General features: G+C 44.8%; 27 protein-coding genes. 11 read left to right on the forward strand and 16 right to left on the reverse strand.

What is annotated here, in order from left to right; all coding sequences use genetic code 11:
- Nucleotides 1–17 precede the first annotated feature (17 nt).
- Complete coding sequence (locus tag A2X74_RS10660; protein WP_216133186.1) at nucleotides 18–668, reverse strand: CoA transferase subunit B; 651 nt, start codon at nucleotides 666–668, stop codon at nucleotides 18–20.
- 50 nt (nucleotides 669–718) lie between these two features.
- Nucleotides 719–1417, reverse strand: coding sequence for a CoA transferase subunit A (locus A2X74_RS10665; RefSeq protein ID WP_293598726.1), 699 nt, complete (start codon nucleotides 1415–1417; stop codon nucleotides 719–721).
- 204 nt (nucleotides 1418–1621) lie between these two features.
- On the opposite strand from A2X74_RS10665, the gene A2X74_RS10670 reads away from it, so the two are divergent.
- Nucleotides 1622–3292 (forward strand): electron transfer flavoprotein-ubiquinone oxidoreductase, encoded by a 1671-nt coding sequence (locus A2X74_RS10670; protein WP_293625115.1) that lies wholly within the window; start codon nucleotides 1622–1624, stop codon nucleotides 3290–3292.
- 15 nt (nucleotides 3293–3307) lie between these two features.
- On the opposite strand, the gene A2X74_RS10675 is transcribed toward A2X74_RS10670, so the two are convergent.
- The 4 genes from A2X74_RS10675 to A2X74_RS10690 all read right to left on the reverse strand — a co-directional run bounded on the left by A2X74_RS10675 (nucleotide 3308) and on the right by A2X74_RS10690 (nucleotide 7025).
- Complete coding sequence (locus A2X74_RS10675; RefSeq protein WP_293624974.1) at nucleotides 3308–4465, reverse strand: MFS transporter; 1158 nt, start codon at nucleotides 4463–4465, stop codon at nucleotides 3308–3310.
- 20 nt (nucleotides 4466–4485) lie between these two features.
- Nucleotides 4486–5601: a chorismate synthase gene (aroC, locus tag A2X74_RS10680; protein WP_293624972.1), complete on the reverse strand. Its 1116-nt coding sequence runs from the start codon at nucleotides 5599–5601 to the stop codon at nucleotides 4486–4488.
- A 42-nt stretch (nucleotides 5602–5643) separates the two neighbouring features.
- Nucleotides 5644–6099: a CBS domain-containing protein gene (locus A2X74_RS10685; RefSeq protein WP_293624970.1), complete on the reverse strand. Its 456-nt coding sequence runs from the start codon at nucleotides 6097–6099 to the stop codon at nucleotides 5644–5646.
- Between the two features lie 77 nt (nucleotides 6100–6176).
- On the reverse strand, nucleotides 6177–7025 hold the full coding sequence (locus A2X74_RS10690; RefSeq protein WP_293624968.1) for a YihY family inner membrane protein: 849 nt from the start codon (nucleotides 7023–7025) through the stop codon (nucleotides 6177–6179).
- Nucleotides 7026–7055: 30 nt separating this feature from the next.
- Here A2X74_RS10690 and wrbA point away from each other — a divergent pair, with 30 nt between their 5' ends.
- The 3 genes from wrbA (at nucleotide 7056) to A2X74_RS10705 (ending at nucleotide 8357) form a co-directional block, all read left to right on the forward strand.
- Nucleotides 7056–7652, forward strand: a complete 597-nt coding sequence (gene wrbA, locus A2X74_RS10695; protein WP_293624966.1) for an NAD(P)H:quinone oxidoreductase — start codon at nucleotides 7056–7058, stop codon at nucleotides 7650–7652.
- Between the two features lie 8 nt (nucleotides 7653–7660).
- A complete protein-coding gene (locus tag A2X74_RS10700; RefSeq protein WP_114652794.1) occupies nucleotides 7661–8059 on the forward strand; it encodes a DUF2069 domain-containing protein in 399 nt (132 codons plus the stop codon).
- Nucleotides 8060–8171: 112 nt separating this feature from the next.
- On the forward strand, nucleotides 8172–8357 hold the full coding sequence (locus tag A2X74_RS10705) for a hypothetical protein (RefSeq protein WP_162785873.1): 186 nt from the start codon (nucleotides 8172–8174) through the stop codon (nucleotides 8355–8357).
- 42 nt (nucleotides 8358–8399) lie between these two features.
- Here the strand turns inward: A2X74_RS10705 and A2X74_RS10710 are convergent, their stop codons facing one another.
- Nucleotides 8400–9584, reverse strand: a complete 1185-nt coding sequence (locus tag A2X74_RS10710) for an MFS transporter (RefSeq protein ID WP_293624962.1) — start codon at nucleotides 9582–9584, stop codon at nucleotides 8400–8402.
- 145 nt (nucleotides 9585–9729) lie between these two features.
- Here A2X74_RS10710 and A2X74_RS10715 point away from each other — a divergent pair, with 145 nt between their 5' ends.
- Both A2X74_RS10715 and ppk2 read left to right on the forward strand, forming a co-directional pair.
- Entirely contained in the window at nucleotides 9730–10020 is a 291-nt protein-coding gene (locus tag A2X74_RS10715; protein WP_293624960.1) for a serine/threonine protein kinase, read from the forward strand.
- Between the two features lie 28 nt (nucleotides 10021–10048).
- A complete protein-coding gene (gene ppk2 / locus A2X74_RS10720) occupies nucleotides 10049–10822 on the forward strand; it encodes a polyphosphate kinase 2 (protein WP_293624958.1) in 774 nt (257 codons plus the stop codon).
- A gap of 5 nt (nucleotides 10823–10827) precedes the next feature.
- On the opposite strand, the gene A2X74_RS10725 is transcribed toward ppk2, so the two are convergent.
- From A2X74_RS10725 to A2X74_RS10740, 4 genes are all read right to left on the reverse strand, one after another.
- Nucleotides 10828–11721: an alpha/beta hydrolase gene (locus A2X74_RS10725; protein ID WP_293624956.1), complete on the reverse strand. Its 894-nt coding sequence runs from the start codon at nucleotides 11719–11721 to the stop codon at nucleotides 10828–10830.
- A 62-nt stretch (nucleotides 11722–11783) separates the two neighbouring features.
- Nucleotides 11784–12047, reverse strand: a complete 264-nt coding sequence (locus A2X74_RS10730) for a hypothetical protein (protein ID WP_293624954.1) — start codon at nucleotides 12045–12047, stop codon at nucleotides 11784–11786.
- Between the two features lie 8 nt (nucleotides 12048–12055).
- On the reverse strand, nucleotides 12056–12742 hold the full coding sequence (locus A2X74_RS10735) for a DUF3313 domain-containing protein (RefSeq protein WP_293624952.1): 687 nt from the start codon (nucleotides 12740–12742) through the stop codon (nucleotides 12056–12058).
- Nucleotides 12743–12833: 91 nt separating this feature from the next.
- Nucleotides 12834–13205 carry a hypothetical protein gene (locus A2X74_RS10740; protein ID WP_293624950.1) on the reverse strand — a complete coding sequence of 124 codons (372 nt, stop codon included), beginning with the start codon at nucleotides 13203–13205 and terminating at the stop codon, nucleotides 12834–12836.
- Nucleotides 13206–13291: 86 nt separating this feature from the next.
- Between A2X74_RS10740 and A2X74_RS10745 the strand changes: the two genes are divergently transcribed.
- Nucleotides 13292–13669, forward strand: a complete 378-nt coding sequence (locus A2X74_RS10745; RefSeq protein WP_015420989.1) for a carboxymuconolactone decarboxylase family protein — start codon at nucleotides 13292–13294, stop codon at nucleotides 13667–13669.
- A 255-nt stretch (nucleotides 13670–13924) separates the two neighbouring features.
- Here the strand turns inward: A2X74_RS10745 and A2X74_RS10750 are convergent, their stop codons facing one another.
- The 3 genes from A2X74_RS10750 to A2X74_RS10760 are packed head-to-tail and all read right to left on the reverse strand — an operon-like array spanning nucleotide 13925 to nucleotide 14902.
- Nucleotides 13925–14098, reverse strand: coding sequence for a hypothetical protein (locus A2X74_RS10750; protein ID WP_293624948.1), 174 nt, complete (start codon nucleotides 14096–14098; stop codon nucleotides 13925–13927).
- Nucleotides 14099–14100: 2 nt separating this feature from the next.
- The gene (locus A2X74_RS10755) at nucleotides 14101–14244 is read right to left on the reverse strand and encodes a hypothetical protein (RefSeq protein WP_293624946.1); all 144 of its coding nucleotides are present in this window, start codon (nucleotides 14242–14244) and stop codon (nucleotides 14101–14103) included.
- A 55-nt stretch (nucleotides 14245–14299) separates the two neighbouring features.
- Nucleotides 14300–14902, reverse strand: coding sequence for a DUF6641 family protein (locus tag A2X74_RS10760; protein ID WP_363925366.1), 603 nt, complete (start codon nucleotides 14900–14902; stop codon nucleotides 14300–14302).
- A 176-nt stretch (nucleotides 14903–15078) separates the two neighbouring features.
- On the opposite strand from A2X74_RS10760, the gene A2X74_RS10765 reads away from it, so the two are divergent.
- Nucleotides 15079–15606: a hypothetical protein gene (locus A2X74_RS10765; RefSeq protein ID WP_293624942.1), complete on the forward strand. Its 528-nt coding sequence runs from the start codon at nucleotides 15079–15081 to the stop codon at nucleotides 15604–15606.
- A 259-nt stretch (nucleotides 15607–15865) separates the two neighbouring features.
- Nucleotides 15866–16432, forward strand: a complete 567-nt coding sequence (locus tag A2X74_RS10770; RefSeq protein WP_293624940.1) for a site-specific integrase — start codon at nucleotides 15866–15868, stop codon at nucleotides 16430–16432.
- A gap of 23 nt (nucleotides 16433–16455) precedes the next feature.
- On the opposite strand, the gene A2X74_RS10775 is transcribed toward A2X74_RS10770, so the two are convergent.
- The gene (locus A2X74_RS10775) at nucleotides 16456–17271 is read right to left on the reverse strand and encodes a hypothetical protein (RefSeq protein WP_293624938.1); all 816 of its coding nucleotides are present in this window, start codon (nucleotides 17269–17271) and stop codon (nucleotides 16456–16458) included.
- A gap of 137 nt (nucleotides 17272–17408) precedes the next feature.
- On the opposite strand from A2X74_RS10775, the gene A2X74_RS10780 reads away from it, so the two are divergent.
- Both A2X74_RS10780 and A2X74_RS10785 read left to right on the forward strand, forming a co-directional pair.
- Nucleotides 17409–18233, forward strand: coding sequence for a hypothetical protein (locus tag A2X74_RS10780; protein WP_293624936.1), 825 nt, complete (start codon nucleotides 17409–17411; stop codon nucleotides 18231–18233).
- An 82-nt stretch (nucleotides 18234–18315) separates the two neighbouring features.
- Nucleotides 18316–19065 (forward strand): AAA family ATPase, encoded by a 750-nt coding sequence (locus A2X74_RS10785; RefSeq protein WP_293624934.1) that lies wholly within the window; start codon nucleotides 18316–18318, stop codon nucleotides 19063–19065.
- A 29-nt stretch (nucleotides 19066–19094) separates the two neighbouring features.
- On the opposite strand, the gene A2X74_RS10790 is transcribed toward A2X74_RS10785, so the two are convergent.
- A complete protein-coding gene (locus A2X74_RS10790) occupies nucleotides 19095–20315 on the reverse strand; it encodes a tyrosine-type recombinase/integrase (protein ID WP_293624932.1) in 1221 nt (406 codons plus the stop codon).
- Between the last annotated feature and the right edge of the window lie 225 nt (nucleotides 20316–20540).

Consider the following 20540-nt stretch of genomic DNA (forward strand, 5'->3'; position numbering starts at 1 on the left):
CTATCTAGTAGAAAAGGTTAGAAACCCGTTGTATCTACAGGGGCACCTGTTTTGGACAATACTTCTTCCTTAGTAACGCCTGGCGCCAACTCCACCAACTTCAAACCCTTAGGAGTGATATCAAGCACGCACAGATCGGTGATGATGCGACTGATAACACCTACACCAGTCAATGGCAAAGTGCACTTAGGCAGAATCTTGATTTCTTCTGTGCCGTCTTTCTTCTTCGCAACGTGCTCCATCAGGACAACTACATGCTTCACGCCAGCAACTAAGTCCATGGCACCACCCATGCCCTTCACCATCTTGCCAGGAATCATCCAGTTAGCTAAGTCGCCATGCTCGCTCACCTGCATTGCGCCCAAAATCGCAATATTGATTTTTCCACCACGAATCATTCCAAATGAATCAGCGGAAGAAAAAATGGAGGAGCCAGGCAAAGTCGTAATCGTTTGCTTGCCCGCATTAATTAAATCCGCATCAATAGTTGCTTCCGTTGGAAATGGGCCAATACCTAATAATCCATTTTCAGACTGGAGCCATACTTCCATTCCTTCTGGAACGTGATTGGCCACTAGGGTTGGCATACCAATACCCAAATTGACGTAGTAACCATCCTTTAACTCTTTAGCAGCACGTGCTGCCATTTCATCTCTATTCCAAGGCATATCAATCTTCCTAAATATTCTGTACTGTTTTTATATTGCTTCGATGGGTATTAAGCTGCAGATAAAGTGCGTTGCTCAATACGCTTCTCAGGGGTAGTGTTGAGCACCAAGCGATGCACATAGATGCCTGGCGTATGAATCTCATCCGGATCCAATTCACCGTTCTCCACAATCTCTTCCACTTCAGCAACGGTAATCTTGCCAGCCATAGCCACTACTGGATTGAAATTACGTGCGGTGTAGCGATAAATCAAGTTACCTGACTTATCCGCCTTCCATGCTTTGACAAGAGAAATATCTGAAACGATTGCGCGCTCCATGATGTAACGCTCACCATCGAATTCTTTTTCTTCTTTACCTTCGGCAACCAAAGTACCTACACCAGTTTTGGTATAGAACGCAGGAATACCACAACCGCCTGCGCGTAACTTTTCTGCCAAAGTACCTTGAGGGGTAAATTCCAACTCCAGCTCGCCAGCTAAGAACTGACGTTCAAACTCTTTGTTCTCGCCCACATAGGATGCGACCATCTTTTTGACCTGTCTTGAATTCAAAAGCAAACCCAAGCCAAAGCCATCTACGCCAGCATTATTAGCAATCGCAGTCAGATTTTGCGCGCCAAGATCCTTTACCGCTTGAATCAAAGCCTCAGGAATGCCGCAAAGACCAAAACCGCCAACCGCGAGCTTCTGGCCATCCTTCAAGATATCCCGTAAGGCATCTACTGCTGATGGGTAAGTTTTATTCATACATTCGTCCTAATATTGCCAAAAAAGGTAAAAAAGTAATCATAACGCTTTGGGAATCTGAGCCGACGGGAAGGGGCACCAACCTGGCTTTTATCGCTTAGAACTAAACTAGAAGGGTTCAATGAAACCATAAAAATGGTGGAATTGCCAAAAATTGCTGAAAATGAGCTCAGCAAGCTATTTTTAGAGATGTCGGAGAGTGAAATGAACGCCCAGGAATTGCTCGAACAATTTGGACCAAGAGAATCCATGGACTATGACTTAGTCATCGTCGGAGGTGGTCCAGCAGGCCTATCTGCAGCCATCAAAGCAAAACAACTCGCGAATGAGTCAGGCAAAGAAATTAGTGTCTGCGTCTTAGAAAAAGGCTCCGAGATTGGTGCGCATATTCTTTCTGGCGCCGTTATGGATCCCAAGGCGCTGACCGAGCTGTTCCCCAACTGGAAGGAAATGGGTGCACCACTAGATACTGAAGTGACTCAAGACCAGTTTTTATTCTTAACAAAAGAAAGTTCGTTCCAAGTTCCGAATTGGATGCTGCCCCATTGCTTTAAGAATGAGGGTAACTATATTGTCAGCTTAGCCAATGTGACTCGCTGGCTTGGCCAACAAGCCGAGAATCTCGGTGTAGAAATTTTCCCCGGATTTCCTGCGGCAGAAATTCTGTATAACGAACAAGGTGCAGTCTGTGGCGTCATTACAGGTGCAATGGGTTTGGACAAAGAAGGCAATCCAACCGATCAATTTCAACTTGGCATGGAGTTGCGCGCCAAGTACACTCTATTCGCCGAAGGTTCACGCGGACATTTAGGCAAGCAACTCATTAGCAAGTTTGCATTAGATAAAGATGCTGACCCACAAAGTTACGGGATTGGCATTAAAGAACTATGGGAAGTAGAACCCTCCAAGAGCAAGCCCGGTCTAGTAGTTCACACTGCAGGCTGGCCATTAGAAAGCGACACCTATGGTGGCTCATTCTTGTATCACTTGGGTGATAACAAGGTTGCAGTAGGTTTGGTAGTGGGCCTCTCCTATAAGAACCCTTACCTCTCGCCGTTTGAAGAGTTCCAGCGCTATAAGCTGCATCCAAAAATCCGTGAGACTTTTGAGGGCGGAAAACGTCTGGCTTATGGCGCACGCGCACTAACGGCTGGCGGCTTAAATAGTCTGCCTAAGACTGTTTTCCCAGGGGGTGCATTAATTGGTTGTGATGCAGGATTCTTAAATGCATCACGCATTAAAGGAAGTCATGCTGCGATTAAGACCGGGATGCTGGCTGCGGAAGCCGCAGTTGCAGCACTTACTGAGAATCGCTCTGCTGATGTCTTGTCAGCTTATCCAAGCGCCTTCAAAAATAGTTGGTTACATACCGAGCTTAATCAAGCGCGTAACTTTAAGCCGTGGATGTCCAAAGGGCTTTACCTTGGAACTCTGATGGTTGGTCTAGAGCAGAAGCTGTTGGGCGGAAATATGCCTTGGACAATTCATTTAAAACATCCAGACCATGAGTGCCTTGAACCAGCGGCGCAGCATCAACCCATCGAGTATCCAAAGCCAGATGGCAAGATTACTTTTGATCGCCTCTCATCAGTATTTATTTCCAATACCAATCATGCTGAGAATCAACCTATTCATCTCACACTAAAAGATGCGTCGGTGCCTGTCAGCTTGAATCTTAAAACTTACGCAGGTCCCGAGCAACGTTACTGCCCTGCTGGCGTATATGAGTATGTAGAAAAAGATGGGCAGCCACAGTTGCAGATTAATTCACAAAACTGCGTGCATTGCAAAACCTGTGACATCAAAGATCCAAGTCAAAATATTATTTGGATTACCCCTGAAGGTGGCGGTGGCCCGAACTACGGATCAATGTAAAGATGGTTTATTGATTTATCTAGCTGGGTAGTGGCGTGGGCGCAGTTTTCCAATCGCCATACCCGCTAAGCCACAAGCTAAAGCAGCCATCACGAAGACATTGCGCGGCTGAGTTGCCTCCCAAAGCCAACCCGCAACTAAACCACCTAGCGTCCCACCCAAGCCATACGATACTGTTGCCATCAAAGCTTGCCCTCTGGCCTGCAAAGGGCCAGTAAACCAGCGCTGCAGTAACTTGGTGGCAGCACTATGGTGGGCACCAAAAGTAGCTGCATGCATCAACTGGGCCAAAATCAGCACCCAAGTAAATGGGAAGAAGGCAATCAAAATAAATCGAAATACGCCAATACCGAAAGCAAGCTGCAAAACAACTTCAGCATCCAGACGACTGAGCACTTTGCTCTGGAAATAAAAGAAGATCACCTCAGCAGCAACACCTAGGGCCCAAAATAAACCGATCTCGAATTTATCGTAGCCCAGGTCTGCTAGGTAGAGTGAATAGAACACATACAAAGCTGCATGCGCAAAGACCATAAAGAAGCCCGACAGCAAGAACCAACGCACATCAGGATTAAACAAAACAATTAAGAGTTCGCCCTTTACCATCTTGCGACGCTCCATCTTGGGCTCATGCAAGCGGAACGTAACTAATGCCAAGAAGATCAACACTACCGCGCCCACAATCGGATAGAGTTCAATACCTTCGCGCTGAAATAACTCGCCAGCAATTAAGACCATTCCAATAAAACCAATTGATCCCCATAAACGTAAGCGGCCATAACGTTTATCAAATGAATTGTCTTTAAATAAAGCATGTACTGTGGCCGACTCTCCTAGTGGCATCAAGCTACTAAGAATGGTGTGCAATACAAACATCCAGATAAAGAATGCAATGTAACTATGCAGAAAAAAGATGCATAAAAAAGTAACCGCTGCCAAGCAAGCGCAGAATCGAATAATCCCAATACGATCGGACAAGTAGTCAGACAGCCATCCCCAGGAGAATGGCCCAACTATTCGTGTAATTTGCAGCATGGACATTAAGACCGCAATCTCAATGACACTAAAACCACGGTCCAAAAAAAAGAGACTGGCGTAGGGAGAAACTAAGCCAACATACGCAAAATATAAAAAGAAAAAGGACCCGAAGGCCCAACGCACTGAAGGTGTCATTTTCTTTTTCTTAAACGGATTTAGTCGCTTACTGAACCAGGTCGAGCAGCCGGCACCGGCGGCACAGCATGTTTCACATCACCGCATTGAGCACGATGGCGTAGAGCATGATCAATCAATACCAGAGCTAACATCGCTTCAGCAATCGGCGTTGCACGAATACCTACACAAGGATCATGACGGCCTTTGGTTTGCACAGTAATCGGCTTGCCATCTAGGTCAACTGATTCCTTTGGACTCAAGATACTAGAAGTGGGTTTGATTGCAATCGATACGCGCAGATCTTGACCGGTGCTAATCCCGCCCAAAGTGCCGCCAGAGTTATTGCTTGCAAATCCATCTGGATGCAGGTCATCGCCATGCTCACTACCGCGTTGCGCTACTGACCCAAAGCCAGCACCAATCTCAACACCTTTGACCGCATTAATACCCATCATGGCGTGCGCAATATCAGCATCCAACTTGTCAAATAAAGGCTCACCCAGACCGATGGGCACATTGCGCGCCCGCACTTCAATCTTGGCACCACAGGAATCCCCTGCTTTACGAAGCGCATCCATGTAATCCTCTAACTGGGGAACGATATCCTCGTTTGCAGCAAAGAATGGATTGCTCTCAATCAGCGCTGCATCTTGAAACGGAATTTCAATTTCACCGAGCTGACTCATATAGCCATAAAACTCCGTGCCATATTGTTCTTTGAGCCACTTCTTAGCGATAGCTGCTGCAGCCACTACAGGCGCAGTCAATCGCGCTGAAGATCGTCCACCGCCACGAGGATCACGTAAACCATATTTGTAGTGATAAGCGTAATCAGCGTGGCCAGGTCTAAATGTTTGCAGGATGTTGCCGTAGTCTTGACTACGTTGATCCGTATTACGTATCAACAGTCCAATTGGAGCCCCAGTAGTCTTGCCCTCGTAAACACCAGACAGAATTTCAACCTTGTCTGCCTCTTGACGCTGCGTGACATGACGAGAAGTTCCTGGTTTTCGGCGATCTAAATCAATCTGCAAATCTGCTTCAGATAAAGACATTCCTGGAGGGCAGCCATCAACAACAGCGCCAATCGCGGGACCATGGGATTCACCAAAAGTGGTGACCGTAAAGAGAAGGCCTAAAGTATTTCCTGACATATCGACATTATGTCATCTGTCAGGCCTATCGGGATAGGCCGCTTAAGGGGATGCCTTTTCGGCCTCTTCTGGCCAGTCGCGGATGTAAGCCTTCAGCATGCTGTTCTCAAAGTCCTGGGCTTCAACTACCGATTTAGCCACGTCATAGAAAGAAATCACACCCATCAGCATCTTTTGATCCATAACTGGTAAGTAGCGCGCATGATCTACCAGCATCATCCGGCGGACCTCATCGATCTCGGTTTCCATATTGCAAGTCAGTGGCTTGGCATTCATAACGCTTTGCACCTTCAGATCGTCCAATTTGCCATGATGTTTAGCCAATGCGGCAATCACCTCACGGAAGGTCAAGATGCCGACAAGCTTGTCGTATTCCATAACTACCAAGGAACCGATATCGTGTTCACTCATGACTAAGACCGCTGTCTGCAAAGCAGTCTCTGGAGCCACCGTAAATAGTGTGCTGCCCTTTACGCGCAATATGTCACAAACCTTCATATGGTCTCCAGCAATAAGTTCTTATATGAGCAATATATTCTCAAGCCCAAAGGGAATCAAGGGTCAATTGAGAAATTTCAGTAACGAATAACCCTTAGCAACCCACTTCGAATACTGGGCAGGTTGGCAACTAAGACTGCTCCAGCCAAGGTAATCCACCAGGTCAGGTAGATCCAAATGAGCGCTAAGGGGAAGATAGCAAAGGCGCCATAGACCGTTTTGTAAAAGGCCACATTGGTTAAAAAGAGGCCAAAGCCAAACTTCATCAACTCAAAGGTAAGGGCTGCAAAAAAGGCGCCGCTGAAGGCATCGCGCCACTGGATTTGGGCATAGGGCAGAATTTTGTAAGCCACGGAAAATACCGCCATAGCCAAAAGCACTGGAACCACTGTTGCAAATAGACCTAAACCAAAACTCAGGGCCTCCGTCCATCCTTCTGCCGCACTAAACAATAGGCCGCTCAAATAAGTGCCGACACCCAGCAGAATAGGACCCATAATCGTCGCTGCTGAATAGATTGCGACCTTTTTCAGAATGGGTCGTTGCTGTGTCACACGAAATATTTGATTGAAAGCATTCTCAATCACTGCCATCGTCATAATCGTCGTAATCACGAGACCAACCAAACCAAGCAAAGTTAGACCCTTGGCCTGTGCTGAAAATTGATTCAAGTAGTTAAAGACCTGCTCATTTAACCCACCAGGCATATAGGTATCGAGCAACCAAGACTGAACGGCAGACTTGATCCGCACTACACTGGGAAGGTAGCCAATTAGGATAGAGGCCACTGTCAACATTGGCACCAAGGAAAGCGTAGTTGTAAAGGCCAAACTAGCTGCCACTTGCTTGAGATTTTGTCCGCGATTACGCTCCCAGATCTCTTTTCCAAGAGAGAGCCATAATTGAGGATTACGAATGAGCTGCATCGCCCATATCATAAAAGATAAGAGAGAAACATGAGCCAATCCGACATATTAGTTTTGTACTACTCACGCTATGGAGCCACCCGTGACCTGGCACGCCTGATTGCTGAGGGAATCGAGAGCGTTCCTGGCGCTAATGCCAGACTGCGCACTGTTCCAGCCGTCTCTACAGTATGCGAATCTACAGAGGCAGCCGTTCCATCTGATGGTGCCCCCTATGTTGAGTACGCAGACTTAAAAGAATGCGTTGGCCTTGCTTTGGGATCACCTACTCGCTTTGGCAATATGGCAGCCCCCATGAAATATTTTTGGGATGGCAGCTCGTCAGAGTGGATGAATGGTGCACTCATTGGGAAGCCAGCTTGTGTATTCACTAGCACGGGCAGTCTGCATGGCGGACAAGAAAGTACCTTGCTCACCATGATGATTCCCCTACTTCACCACGGCATGATGATCATGGGCATTCCGTACAGTGAGCCTGATCTCATGAGCACCTCCACTGGCGGCAGCCCTTACGGACTCACCCACCTCGCACATGCTGATGGACGAGCTCCTATTAGCGCAGAAGAGCAACGCTTAGCCATTGCTCAAGGCAAGCGCTTAGCGCTCACAGCACTCAAACTTATTTAAGGCAATTCATGCTCAAAAGCTGGCTCTCCAAAAATCCATACCAACTGATTGCTACAGCAGCTTTTGTTGACCTGTTCATTTTGTGCATTGCCTGGGAATGGTTTATCTCCCCGCTCAGACCCGGTGGCTCATGGCTCATCCTCAAAGCCATTCCTCTCTTATTTGCTATTCCAGGACTCTGGAAAGGTAATGTTTACACCATGCAATGGGCTTCGATGCTGATCTTGCTCTACATTACTGAGGGTTTAGTCCGCATTCTGGAAACCGGGGCTAATTTCTGGATGGCCGCCCTAGAAACCACCCTAGGTACCGTTGCCTTTGTTTGCCTACTGATCTACCTTAAGCCCATCAAAGCTCGGGCCAAAGCAGCCAAAAAAGAGCGTGCCGAAGCAGAAATACAGGGCTAGAGTGTCAAAAAGGGCTTATTTAGCAACTTTTGCCAATTTCTTAAAAAATATTCCTCATTCCTGTCATCTCAGCTACTTTTTCATGCGTTGTATGCTCATGGAGGTGGCAAATATGTCAACAAGACTCAAACGTTGGGCCCGCGCAATTCAACAAATCGACCTGTCCAAAAGGACTCCTGAAGTCGCCGTTGGCTATCTAGATAGCAAATACCGCGATATCGCCTGGCGTTATATCCGCATTTTGGGCTTTGAGCGCACCATTAGCTTCATGGCTAGCAATAACTTCCACCCGGAATAATTCAGCAGAGCCTCAGCTTTCCAATCACCCCAGATGATGTCTTTATCTGGGGTTTTGTGTTTCTGGGACTCTGAAAACCCAAAATGCCAGCAAGAGAAAGGCCAAGCAAGCGCAAGAGCCTGAGAATAGAAATGCGTAACTGGGATTGAAGGATTCATAAAGCCAGCCAAATATTAATGAGGCTGGCAGCAACATCAAGCCCGAAACCAAATTAAACCAACCAAAGGCAGTTCCTGCCATGCCTTTAGGAGCAAGGTCTGCTACTAGCGCCTTCTCTACCCCTTCTGTAGCCGCCTTAAATAGTCCATAGATAGCAAATAGCCCGCAAAGCATCCAGAGCGTAATGCCAGTAAAACTCATGGCAATATAAAAAAATGCAAAGGCAGCCCATGCAATGAGGATAAAGTTCTTACGGCTAAATCGATCTGAAAGAGCCGATAGCGGCGTTCCGAAAACAGTTGTGATTAAAGAAATAGCAGCCCATAACAGAGGGATCTGCTCTTGAGGAACGCCAAGCTCTCTGGCTCTCAACAATAAAAACATGTCCGATGAATTTGCTAGGGCAAAAATACCAGCGACCAAAATATAGCGCTTGAATTGTGATGGAAGACCTTCGAGAGACCATGAAAAAGGTTTAACAGTCACTTTTTCTCGAACAGGCTCTTTAAGGCAAAGCGCTAGAACTACGGCGATGACTCCGGGGACAACCGCCCATAGGAAGATATCCCTCAATGGGACTTGCATCCACAATAAGTACGCTGCCATTAGTGGTCCAAAGACTGCACCCGCGTTATCCATGGACCGATGCAATCCAAAGGTAATGCCTCGCTGGTTGGGCTCAACACTCTCGGCCAACAATGCATCTCGCGGAGAACTTCTCAAACCCTTGCCAAGACGATCAGTAAATCGAATACATAAGACCCATGCCCAAGAACTTGCAATCGCAATTAAGGGTCGGCCAATCCCCGCCAGGAAATAACCAATCACAATCCAGGGCTTCGTCTTTTTGGTGCGATCCACAATCACACCGGAAACCAATTTAAAGATACTTGAGGTAGCCTCTGCAATTCCCTCAATCAGACCTAGCGCCTTAGGCCCTGCCATCAAGACAGTGGCGAGATAGAGCGGCATCAAGGGATACAGCATTTCACTCGCAGCGTCATTAACAAAGCTAATCAGGCCGATGAGCCACACAGTTCGAGGAAGAGAAAATAAAGTTTTAAACATGCAGTTTCAATGTAGCATCAAATTAAATTTCGATGGGACTGTCACAATCGCTTGAAAGTAAGCCCAATAGAACGTAGGATCAAGAGGTAGGCGTTAGCCAATTACGCAGATTAAATAACAAGCACCCTATTTAAAGGAATACATCATGAGTCAGAAAAAAGTAGTGAAGCAATTATTGAAAAAACTCGACAAGCTTGAAGCTGACAGAGAGAAATTAATTGATAAGCTCGCTAAAGCTCTAGATAAACTCGAGAAAAAAGCTCCAGCTAAAAAAGTACCTGCAAAGAAAGCGGTTGCGAAAAAAGCCCCAGCTAAAAAAGCTGCAGTCAAGAAGACGCCGGCAAAGAAAGTTGTGGCCAAGAAGGCTCCTGCAAAAAAGGCAGTTGCAAAAAGAGCTCCAGCTAAAAAAGTTGCTCCAGCAACAACTGCTCAGTAATCATTGAGCAATTCCTAAAGGACTGCCCGTGAGTAAATCACTAATTTCGGAAGATACTTACGAGGCAGACTTACGACTTCTACAAATTGAATTAGTCAAACTACAGCGTCATATTATTCAAAAAGGCAAACGTCTCCTAGTAATTTTTGAAGGACGTGATGCCGCAGGAAAAGATGGCAGTATTAAAAGTGTTACTGAAAATTTAAGCCCTAGAGATACCAAGGTAGTTGCATTGGCAGCCCCCTCCTCCCTTGAAGAGCATGAGTGGTACTTTCAGAGATACGTTGCACAGCTCCCATCATCTGGTGAAACCGTCCTCTTTAATCGCAGCTGGTACAACCGCGCTGGCGTAGAAAAGGTGATGGGCTTTTGCACCGATGATCAATACAAGCTATTCATGGCAACCGTAAATGACTTTGAATCCCTCCTGGTCAGATCCGAGATTCAAATCATCAAGTACTACCTAGATATCTCCAAAGAAGAGCAAGCAAAAAGACTGAAAGATCGAGAAAAAGATCCGCTGAAGCAATGGAAGATTAGTCCCATTGATCAGAAAGCTCAGAAGATGTGGGATGCGTACTCTGAGGCTAGCGATGAAATGCTAAAGAAAACTAGCTCATCAGATGCGCCGTGGACCGTCATCTGCGCAAATGACAAAAAGCTTGCACATCTGAATTTGATCGCTGATTTATTGTCGCGAGTTAATTATCCAGATAAAAATAAGAAGATTTTAAAAGTTGATCCTCAGATCGTTTTAAGCTGGCCAGCCAGTTCTAAAAAATTGCCCAAACTAGCTAAATAGATTACTCAGGCAAAGAATTGCTCAGCCTCTGCAAGTAGCTCCTGCGGTAATTCCTCAGGAATGTAGTGACCACAAGGAAGCCCTCTTCCAGAAACATCTACAGCAACCCTCTTCCAGTCTTCAATTGGTGAGAAGCACTTAGCTATCAGACCCCGATCCCCCCATAGGACCCGAAACGGCATTGGTAATTTCTTACCAGCATCCCTGTCAGCTCGATCATGAATTAAATCGATTGAAGCGGCTGCACGATAGTCCTCGCACATGGCATGCATGGATTCTGGGTTACTTGCACCTGCTAGATACTCAGCCCACACTTGTGGGTCAAAAATTCCAACACCAGCATGTCTGCCCATATGATTTCTGAGCCAAAACTCTGGATTGGCACCAATCAGCGTTTCAGGAATAGGATTAGCTTGGATTAAGAAAAACCAATGCCAATACCCCCTGGCAAATTCCATCGTCGTGTTCTCATACATTGCGAGTGTTGGAGAGATATCCAGCACCATCAGTCGCTCAACACTCTCTGGAAAATCCATTGCCAGACGATGTGATACCCGCCCACCACGGTCATGACCTAATACGGAAAACCGTTTGTGCCCAAGAGCTTGCATCACAGCATGCTGATCAGCGGCCAAAGATCTCTTTGAGTAGGTTGAGTGATCCGAAGCCCCCACTGGTTTTGATGAAGCACCATAGCCACGAAGATCCGTCACGACAACAGAAAAGCGCTTTGCCAACTGAGGAGCAATGTGACGCCAAATTGCCTTAGTTTGAGGAAATCCATGCAGCAATAGCAATACAGGTCCAGAGCCAGCAGTCTGACAAGCAATATGAATCGGGCCATCTGCCGAGGGGACTGTAATGATGGAATCTTTAAAACCTTCAATTACGTACGTCATCATCTACTCCAATAAAAAAGAGCCTCATCTGAGGCCCTTTCATTCTATCAATCTACTAGCAACTACCTAGCCGCCATTGCCTCAATCTGAGCAACAGTCACGTAGCCTTTGTTCTGTTCATCAATTCTGCTGAAATGATCATAGATTCGAGGCATGCATCCCTTGGCTTCATCAAGAGTGAGCTTGCCATCACGATTGACATCGCATTTAGCAAAGCGCTCCTGAATTTCTTTATTACGTGATGCGTCATCAGCGCTTACAGGAGTTGCTATCAGCATGAATGCTGCCGCGCCGATGAGGCTAAGATTAGAAATGAGTGCTCGCATAAGAGATCTTATTTAGCAGCAGTAGCTCTTGGATCGGCAGAGGTTTCTAATGCCACCTTCACTACCTTTTTAGCCATAGCTACAAATGATTCAACGGAACCACCACCAGTGCGGAAAGACTCACCCTGAATCGTTACCAAACCTTCGCCAATCACTTCTTTGGTTTGGCTGTCGGTAATCTTGCTCTCCACTAACATCGCTGGAGTTTTAGAGTTCACGCCACCAGCATAAGCTGCTGCATTCATTGCCAAGCCAATTGGTGTGAAATTCCATGGCTGCAAACTATCAGTAGAGCTTTCAGCACCAGTGATGCCTACTGAGATACGCGCCACACCAGGACCAGGCTTATTTACAATCTTTATATTGCCGCGACTATTCACCGCGCTTACCATCGAATCCTGCAATGCGATCTGCGCCTGATTAATCGCTTCTGGAGAAATTTCTTTAGTAGCATTCTGGTTCAAATAAATTGGATCCAAAATGACTGCTGTGTATGTACCTGGATTAACTCCAGCTTTACGGTATCTCCAAATACGGGTATCGGATTCCGAAGTAGCCATTGGGACGAGGACGGAGTAATTCGGCAAGAAACCAGACTTCGGCATTGGCTGACTCGCCAATTTAGGAGTGTTGCTACAAGCTGCCAACAGAGTGGCTGCGGAGATCGCTGCAACTAAAGCGCCTAATTTATTCATTTTTAGATCCAGTAAGTTTTTGTTTGGTATTAGCTCTTAAGCTAGTTTCATCAGATCATACGCCACATTGAAGACTGTGATTAATCCAACCCTAGGGCGCTGGGCAAGGCATCAAGCTGCCCGACTTTTGATGAAGCTGTGGCTTGCACTCAACTGGTGCACTGGTAGATTTTGGTGTTGATGCTGATGCAGGCGCTGGTGATGAGCTTGCAGTCACTTTGGATGCTTGAACCTCTGCGGGCTGATTAACTTTCGGGGCGTTCGTATTGAGGCTTGGAATGGACTTATAAAACTCTTTATCAGTTCCTGGGCATGGCATTAAGGCTCCGGTTTTGGTATTGACGACTGACTTACATTGAGGGTCAGCCTGCAGTCGTGCCTCGAGCTTGTCAGCAGTACAGCCGCTCAGCAGAGCAAAGATAGAAGAGATGGCGGCAAGGCGCAAAGCAAGAGTAACAGTCATAAAAATCATTCTAGGCTAAACGAGAGCACCTGAATAGTGGCAATATATGGAATCCATAGAACACAGCTTTAACTCAGGAGACCAATATGAATAAAGAAGCATTTGAAAAAGGACTGAAGACTCGCCGCGAAGTGCTGGGAGCGGAGTATGTAGACAACTCCATTAAGAATGCCGATGCGTTCAATATGCCAATGCAGGAATTAGTGACTGAATATTGCTGGAATGAAATTTGGAACCGCCCTGGCCTGGATAGAAGAACAAGAAGCATCATTAATCTATCAATGATTACCGCCTTAAATCGCCCTCATGAGCTGAAGCTTCACGTCAAAGGGGCTATTAATAACGGCCTGAGTAAGGAAGATATTCAAGAAGTATTTTTACAGGCAGCGATTTACTGTGGCGTACCAGCTGCAATTGATAGCTTTAGATGTGCCAAAGAAGTTTTTGCAGAAATGGGGATATAAATCAGCAAACTAAAACAATGGAAATGAACCGAGGACACAGCAAGAGGATTTGGCCTGCCCAGCACGATTCGAACGTGCGACCTACGCCTTAGAAGCTGTAAAAATGAGCTAAAACAACAGCAAAAACAATGAGTTAAGCCTAGCTAGATCAGGTGTGGCGTACGCACAGAGATCTGTGGAGTCATGTGGAATTTAATGGTTTTGGTGCGGCATCTACAGAAGTGGAGTCGGTTAAACCGACAGAATATGACGTAGCTAACCTGTGCTGCTATTTGCTTTGATTAATTGATCTTGGCCAGCTTTAATCTTCTGTCTAGCCCGCTCAGCTTTTACAGCTTGCTGATCACGCTTAACACGTGCTTGCATAGCCTTAATTCGCTGTTGTTCAGGTGTTGGGAGTTTTGGAACGGTGATTTCTGTGATCTTCATGGCTAAACTTGCGTTGGAATGCTAATCACATTATTGGCGCCAAATTGAGCTTGCAATATTTTGGTGGCGAAGTTGGTGTTTTCAGCAAATACGATAGTGGTAACAACGATCCCACTGGCCCTTACAGTTGCACGAAATTGTTTCATGTAGATATTTATCACATAGAAGGTATCGCGCTTAATGCGATACCTCCCTTTTAACCTACTTACGAAAACCTGCCCTTAATGTATCACTGGCAGCCTCAATCTGAACATCTAAATCACCTGCTTCCACTGCAACCTTAACCGCCTCCAAGGCTTTGATTAAATCCTCTGCACTATCCACTTGAATACTAGGCTTGCCCTTTGCTAGTTCTAGTGTTCGCGCTCCATATTTAATAGACACGCAAACTTTACCCTCCTCCGTTTGAAACCACCAAGGCTTAATCCGCTTGGGTACTTCTACTTGCTTTCGAATCCCAGTATGTAGATCCTTAATGCTGCGAAATTTCATCAAAACAAATGGAGTTCCTGTCATCTGCCCCTTGGCAAGCTGGATCTGCTCCCATAAATGGCTGGATAACTTATTTCTACGAATAACAATGGCTGGCTGATGTATGGGCTTTTTAAGGGCCACGAGTTTTAACGAATTTAATGTGCTCATTTCATTTCTCCTATTAGTTAATGGGCACATATAACTTAATTTCGAATCCGCAAACGGTCGACCTCTATTTAGATCATGGGTATTTTGGCTAATTTTGTATTGAAAAAATAAGCCTTTTATTAACGAGAGATAAATATTTACGAGTCGCGTAATGAGTTGCATTGTGATGCAGTAAAAGAAAGAGATGCAGTTGCTAGTAGTTAGTTGCAGTAGTGGAGACAAATGAGTAACTCTGAATTGCAACAACGCAACTAGCAACAGCGTCTATCTTTTGGATCTGCCTCTCAAAGCATCTGAAGCAACAACGCGACTTCTTTCAACATTCAAGGAGATTAAAAATGAAAGAACTTACAGCCCGCTTATGGGAGAACAAAATGTACGGAACTACCTATGGCAAAGGTCAATATCGCAAAGCTGTCTTTAACGGAACATTAGAGATTCAAAACCCTTATGGCAAATATTTAGTAGATATGGAAGATATTGAGACTTGGTTTCATTTTCCCAAATCGCCAATTCACGTGGAAATAACTAATCGCATCGCTCAACCCCCAGGCAATGAAGATGGGATATTGATGAGTTGGCTATACAGATATGAAGGTGGCATCAAAACTGCTGTTGATGGCTATGCCGCTTTAGATATGAACAACAATCAATTATCAATTCAAATTAATGACGCTGAATATGGGATAACTGAAAGCTGGGAACTACCAGTGAGAAAATGCATCTCTAGAGTGCCTGGAAAACCTACTCCAGCACTGATAGCCACAAATCAAACAGAACTAAGCACCCCTCAAAAACCGTCTACAAACGGCGTATTTCATAGGGACAATACCCAAGCAATTGAGGCATTGCTTAACCGCGCATAGCGGTGATTTGAGCATTAATCTGAGAACCCCTGTTTTAAAGATTTTTTTGTGTCGTCTAATTCCCACAAAATGGGGCGAATTAGCTAAATACTTGTAGAAAGGATCAGGTTAAGAAAATTGCACTTTTCTTAACCTGCCTTGTAAGTCATTGATTCTTGGAAGATATTTTTTGATGGCCAAATAAACAAATTTCGGTCGACCTTTTAAGACTTAGAAAACATACTAAATACACACTTTTTATTTATCTAAGGAGCATTAAATGGCACAAGCAAAAACGCTATCTCAAACAGAACTCGATCTTGTTCTTAATTACGTCAGCACCAAAAAATATGCCTTGCGCGATAGAGCGTTAATACTTACAAGCTTTCTTGGTGGACTTCGCGTTGCCGAAATTGCCAGCTTGAAAATGGGCGATGTATTAAATCTCGATGGCACTATTAAAAATGAAATCCGCCTATCTGCTGAGCAAACTAAAGGCAAACACCCTAGGACAGTCTTTGTTTCTCAACGCTTACAAACTGAATTAGCCAACTACCTATCAACAAGACATATTAAAGAAGCAGATATCCCCTTCTTTCATACAGATCACCGCTTAGGATTTAGTGCAAATGGCTTATGCGTGTGGTTTTATCAGCTTTATAAGAATGTGGGTATTAGCGGTGGCAGCAGCCATTCAGGAAGAAAATTCTTTATTACTACCCTCGCTAATAAAGGGATTGGTGTTCGAATCTTAGCCAGCCTTGCAGGTCATAGATCAATTGCAGTGACTCAGAGATATATCGATGTCAATGATGAGCAAAAGAGGAATGCTGTCGAGCTAATTTAAATGGTAGTCGGGTAAAACCGACTCTAACAGGCATACCTAGTCAATTGCGATACTCGATCTTTTGCGCAGTCAAACTCGTGATTACCTAATGAAAATAATCGGCTAGCAAAATTTTCATCTTCAAAACTAAAGCGGGTTTGAAAGCTTTTACCTAATTCTTGTTGTGGGAATATACCAAGTGCAGCCTGCTCTGAGATATTTAAAGCGCTTTCCTTGTGCCTCATCACCATCAATGTCATATGGCGCCGCATATGATCATCTCCACTTTTATGCTTTGCTGCTAATGGGTCTAACCTCCCGATAAAGCGATCTACTAGCATTGCCATTGCCCCAGCCCTCCAGAGCTCAGTATCGGGATTTAAAGCCATGGTGTAGATTAGGAGCAAATCTTTCCACATATTCTTTAATTTAGCGCCTTTAAGTACTTGACTATGAATTTGCTTGATTTGAGTATTTGGCCAAATTTGCGATAAAGCATTAACCAGTTGGGTTATTGATGGGGGGTCTTGATCGCTACAAAGCTTTAGCAATACGTCGTCATTACAAACGAATAATCTATCCCCGCCTCTAATAACCTCAATCACTGGTTGGCAAGAATACATTGGTAACTGTTTGTGCCCTTCAAACCAAGTCGTAAATGGACAATCTAAGACACAACCGTACTTGGAGTAACAATCTAAGATCTTACGATTATCAAGACTCATTTTCTTAGGTAATCGTTTTGGTCTAACATACTTGCTGGCGGCGGTATAGCTAGGACTGATACGTAAAAAGTTAAAGAAAAGCCTCGCCATCTCCTGATGACAGTCTTGCTGCTCCGCACAAAGTTTTCCGCCCATGCGGATATCTCCAGCCTAAATTTACCTACTTTTTTTAATTCTAAATTTTGTATGTATTCACTACAGGGATGCTGAAGTGAAATCAGATTGTGAATGGAATTCACCATCACATTTTTAACAATTTCAGGAGAAAATCCATGAATGAAACTACTGTAGTCGAATCAGGCGTTAGCGCCCCTAACGCTGAAAAAACGAATGCCAACCCTTTTGCAGTGGGAATTGGCAATTTATTAACAGGCAGCAATCCAGAAAAAGCCATTGGCGACTCTATTGATCGCCTAGTTGAATATCGCAAAAACTGGGAAAGTAATGAGCTTTCTAGTGCAAATGATGTCTTGTATGGAATTTTGCAGCATTGTTACGCCTTAAACAACACAATGCAAGGCTCAGACAGTATTGCCAAAAGCCTTAAAAAAGGTCTAGCGAACTACATCAAGACCCATGAATACAAGTTCAGCGACAGCTCGCCACTAATCACTAAGATCGTGAAATGTGTATTTGGTGTTAATCGTCGTAGGGTTAATGCCTATAGCACAGCTATGAAGGCTGCAATGGCTGAGAGAGTGAGCGTACTTGATCTACCAAAATATTTCCGTGAAAAAGGTGGCGTTGAGGAAGTTAGACGCTCTGCTACTAGCAAAGGCAAATCGATTGCTCAGAAGGTGGAATTAGGGCGTACCGTACTTGATGGCGAAATACTAGCGAAGGTACAAAGTGATTCTCTTAATGCCTCATTCTCAAATGAGCAGCTAGAGGAAGGCGTTGTATTGCTAGCAACACGAGAAGATGACGGCAGTTTTGCAATCCGCAGAGTCATCCAAAGTGGAACAGCAGTTAAATCAGCGTTAGCAGCTTGCTCCAGTGTTGGCGCTGAAAAAGAAAAAGCGCAGAAACTAGCTGATGAGGCTAAAGCAATTGAAGATGAGCGTTTAGCAGCCCAAGCAAAACTCAAAGCCGCTTGAACTTGTTGTTTGCTATCTGATTGCTGGTATTTACTCCCTAAGATAAATCCAGCAATCATTTCATTATTTTAAGGAGATTGCGATGCATAACCCTAGACCACCCTCTATTGTCATACAAGCACCCGGATGTTTAGATGATTTTGCTTTACAACCTAATAGTCGATTTAAGCTTGAATCCATACTTGATTTAAGTCTGCCTATTCCAGCTAACGGTATTTGTGGGATTGTTCTATATGGTTTATACGGAACTGGTAAAACTACTCTGGCCAACTTATTGCCAGGCTTAATTGAAACGGCCAAAGTCAATCCTGCTTGTGCAGCAATGAATGCTGGATCTATCGTTGATACAGAAGATCCTAATTCAGATTATTTTGCCTGCGCACAAGGTCAGAATGGCGCTCAATTAACTCAATCGATTCAAAATAGAACCACTTATATGTCATTTAATAGTAGTGGTCTGCATTACATCATCATGGATGAGGTTGATGTCTTAACCCCAGCAGCGCAAGCAGGCTTCAAATCAATCATGAATCGTAAAGACGTCATATTCATCATGACTAGCAATAACTTAGATCAAATTGATAAAGGCATTCAGAATAGATCAATTTTGATTGATATGAATGTTCCACCAATTAATGATTGGCGACCAATTTTGCGTCGTGTTTATGAAAATGCAGGTCTACCAGCACCGCCTGATGATGTATTAGATCAAGTGGTTCAGGCTGGTAGAGGATCAGCTCGAAGCATTTTTTCAGATATCGTGATGAGCGTTAACCAAGAGGTGAGAGAAAAGCATGAGACTCACTTAATTACCCTTAAAGCATGCAGTTAAGTGATATGTAGCGTCGGGTAAAACCGACACTACATGATTGCCCCTGCCAATCTTTCAGCACTCATCATTGGTGTTAATTTTGAATAATGACGTTCAATCATCCCTACGCTAGTACCCATTTGTTTTGCCAATGTGTGAATATCAATACCATCTGCCAATCTAAATGTAGCGTAGGTATGTCGCAGGCTATACAAGGTTCTATTCTTACCAGTAGCATCCTTTAATAAGTTAGATTCAACCATGAGCCGCTCAAAGACATCATCTAGACTATGCGGAGCATCCCCTTCAGGAAATACAAACACCTTGCGATCTAGCTTAGCTTCAATCACCGCATCTAGGTTCTTATAAGGTAAAGCCTGCCAAGCAATTAAACGCTCTAAAGCCTCAATCACAAAATGACGAGCAATTAAATATCTTGGGCCTGTTTTGCCTGATACCCAAATTCTTAAGTAACGCTGCTCCCCAATCCAGTGCCACTGCAGAGCTTTCCAGCGAATTGGCATGCTCTCAGTGCCCTGCCTAATGCCCGTTCCCAGCAAGAACTCCACATAGACCCTGCACAGCCTTCTCATATGATTACTGCGTTGATTGCGGCCAAAACGCTCCCAGTCCCGCATGTATTCCAATAGGTAACTGACTTCTTGTTGATTAAAAGCTGGCCTGATCTCTGCCCTATCGGCGTTTATCTCCAACAAGGGAATGGTACGATTTCGATGGATTAAACCCTGATCCCTGGCTCGCTCAATTACTCGCTTATAAAGACCAGCATGGCGCCTTTGAGTATAGGTCTTGGGATTCTTGCCCATCTGGGATATGCGCCACGCCACATAGTCATCTACTAACTCTTGGGTGATGTCATTAATTTGATAGGCGCCAAAGAATGGGATCAAGTACTTGGTGTAGATATGAATATAGTCCGCATGAGTGCGTTTATTGGGATTGGCTTGAACTATCCTGGCAGCTGCAGCTAGTTCTTGCGTGGCTAGTTGGCGAAAGGTGCGAGTCTTAATGGCTAGATCACCGGCTAGCTTGACCTTGACTGTTTCATAGATAGCAATGGCTTGGGTTGTGGCTTCGGCCACCTGATCTGAGCCAGTACTTGCCGAATGCCAAGCGCCAGTAGACAACTTAAAACGGCATTGCCATTGGTGACTACTAGGTCTTTTGTAGAGGGTGACGGCACCATCAAGGAGTTTGATGGGTTCATTATCAATGATAGCAGTGGAAAATAACAGGGATAAATTATTCATAACAAGTGTCTCGAAACCGGACACTTGTTAGCTTAATTTCAGAATTACGTTTATGCGACCTGAATTATTTAGGGTCCGTTAAACCAAGGGTACAGCGTCAGGGATGCGATGGACTGTTGCTGATCACAAAGCAGACCTTCACCCTACTTGCTCGTGGCAGGCTCAAAACGACCCAAAGCAGACCATCAATTCAATAATCTGAGTACGCTAACTCTCACCCAAAAC

The sequence above is a fragment of the Polynucleobacter sp. GWA2_45_21 genome, from assembly GCF_001830325.1.
GTDB lineage: Bacteria > Pseudomonadota > Gammaproteobacteria > Burkholderiales > Burkholderiaceae > Polynucleobacter.

What these genes read in the sequence shown, in the direction of transcription:
- A2X74_RS10660 (WP_216133186.1), bottom strand. Translation starts at nt 668, where the DNA reads ATGCCTTGGAATAGAGATGAAATGGCAGCACGTGCTGCTAAAGAGTTA.
- A2X74_RS10665 (WP_293598726.1), bottom strand. Translation starts at nt 1,417, where the DNA reads ATGAATAAAACTTACCCATCAGCAGTAGATGCCTTACGGGATATCTTG.
- A2X74_RS10670 (WP_293625115.1), top strand. Translation starts at nt 1,622, where the DNA reads ATGAACGCCCAGGAATTGCTCGAACAATTTGGACCAAGAGAATCCATG.
- A2X74_RS10675 (WP_293624974.1), bottom strand. Translation starts at nt 4,465, where the DNA reads ATGACACCTTCAGTGCGTTGGGCCTTCGGGTCCTTTTTCTTTTTATAT.
- aroC (WP_293624972.1), bottom strand. Translation starts at nt 5,601, where the DNA reads ATGTCAGGAAATACTTTAGGCCTTCTCTTTACGGTCACCACTTTTGGT.
- A2X74_RS10685 (WP_293624970.1), bottom strand. Translation starts at nt 6,099, where the DNA reads ATGAAGGTTTGTGACATATTGCGCGTAAAGGGCAGCACACTATTTACG.
- A2X74_RS10690 (WP_293624968.1), bottom strand. Translation starts at nt 7,025, where the DNA reads ATGCAGCTCATTCGTAATCCTCAATTATGGCTCTCTCTTGGAAAAGAG.
- wrbA (WP_293624966.1), top strand. Translation starts at nt 7,056, where the DNA reads ATGAGCCAATCCGACATATTAGTTTTGTACTACTCACGCTATGGAGCC.
- A2X74_RS10700 (WP_114652794.1), top strand. Translation starts at nt 7,661, where the DNA reads ATGCTCAAAAGCTGGCTCTCCAAAAATCCATACCAACTGATTGCTACA.
- A2X74_RS10705 (WP_162785873.1), top strand. Translation starts at nt 8,172, where the DNA reads ATGTCAACAAGACTCAAACGTTGGGCCCGCGCAATTCAACAAATCGAC.
- A2X74_RS10710 (WP_293624962.1), bottom strand. Translation starts at nt 9,584, where the DNA reads ATGTTTAAAACTTTATTTTCTCTTCCTCGAACTGTGTGGCTCATCGGC.
- A2X74_RS10715 (WP_293624960.1), top strand. Translation starts at nt 9,730, where the DNA reads ATGAGTCAGAAAAAAGTAGTGAAGCAATTATTGAAAAAACTCGACAAG.
- A2X74_RS10725 (WP_293624956.1), bottom strand. Translation starts at nt 11,721, where the DNA reads ATGACGTACGTAATTGAAGGTTTTAAAGATTCCATCATTACAGTCCCC.
- A2X74_RS10730 (WP_293624954.1), bottom strand. Translation starts at nt 12,047, where the DNA reads ATGCGAGCACTCATTTCTAATCTTAGCCTCATCGGCGCGGCAGCATTC.
- A2X74_RS10735 (WP_293624952.1), bottom strand. Translation starts at nt 12,742, where the DNA reads ATGAATAAATTAGGCGCTTTAGTTGCAGCGATCTCCGCAGCCACTCTG.
- A2X74_RS10740 (WP_293624950.1), bottom strand. Translation starts at nt 13,205, where the DNA reads ATGACTGTTACTCTTGCTTTGCGCCTTGCCGCCATCTCTTCTATCTTT.
- A2X74_RS10745 (WP_015420989.1), top strand. Translation starts at nt 13,292, where the DNA reads ATGAATAAAGAAGCATTTGAAAAAGGACTGAAGACTCGCCGCGAAGTG.
- A2X74_RS10750 (WP_293624948.1), bottom strand. Translation starts at nt 14,098, where the DNA reads ATGAAGATCACAGAAATCACCGTTCCAAAACTCCCAACACCTGAACAA.
- A2X74_RS10755 (WP_293624946.1), bottom strand. Translation starts at nt 14,244, where the DNA reads ATGAAACAATTTCGTGCAACTGTAAGGGCCAGTGGGATCGTTGTTACC.
- A2X74_RS10760 (WP_363925366.1), bottom strand. Translation starts at nt 14,902, where the DNA reads ATGCAACTCATTACGCGACTCGTAAATATTTATCTCTCGTTAATAAAA.
- A2X74_RS10765 (WP_293624942.1), top strand. Translation starts at nt 15,079, where the DNA reads ATGAAAGAACTTACAGCCCGCTTATGGGAGAACAAAATGTACGGAACT.
- A2X74_RS10770 (WP_293624940.1), top strand. Translation starts at nt 15,866, where the DNA reads ATGGCACAAGCAAAAACGCTATCTCAAACAGAACTCGATCTTGTTCTT.
- A2X74_RS10775 (WP_293624938.1), bottom strand. Translation starts at nt 17,271, where the DNA reads ATGGGCGGAAAACTTTGTGCGGAGCAGCAAGACTGTCATCAGGAGATG.
- A2X74_RS10780 (WP_293624936.1), top strand. Translation starts at nt 17,409, where the DNA reads ATGAATGAAACTACTGTAGTCGAATCAGGCGTTAGCGCCCCTAACGCT.
- A2X74_RS10785 (WP_293624934.1), top strand. Translation starts at nt 18,316, where the DNA reads ATGCATAACCCTAGACCACCCTCTATTGTCATACAAGCACCCGGATGT.
- A2X74_RS10790 (WP_293624932.1), bottom strand. Translation starts at nt 20,315, where the DNA reads ATGAATAATTTATCCCTGTTATTTTCCACTGCTATCATTGATAATGAA.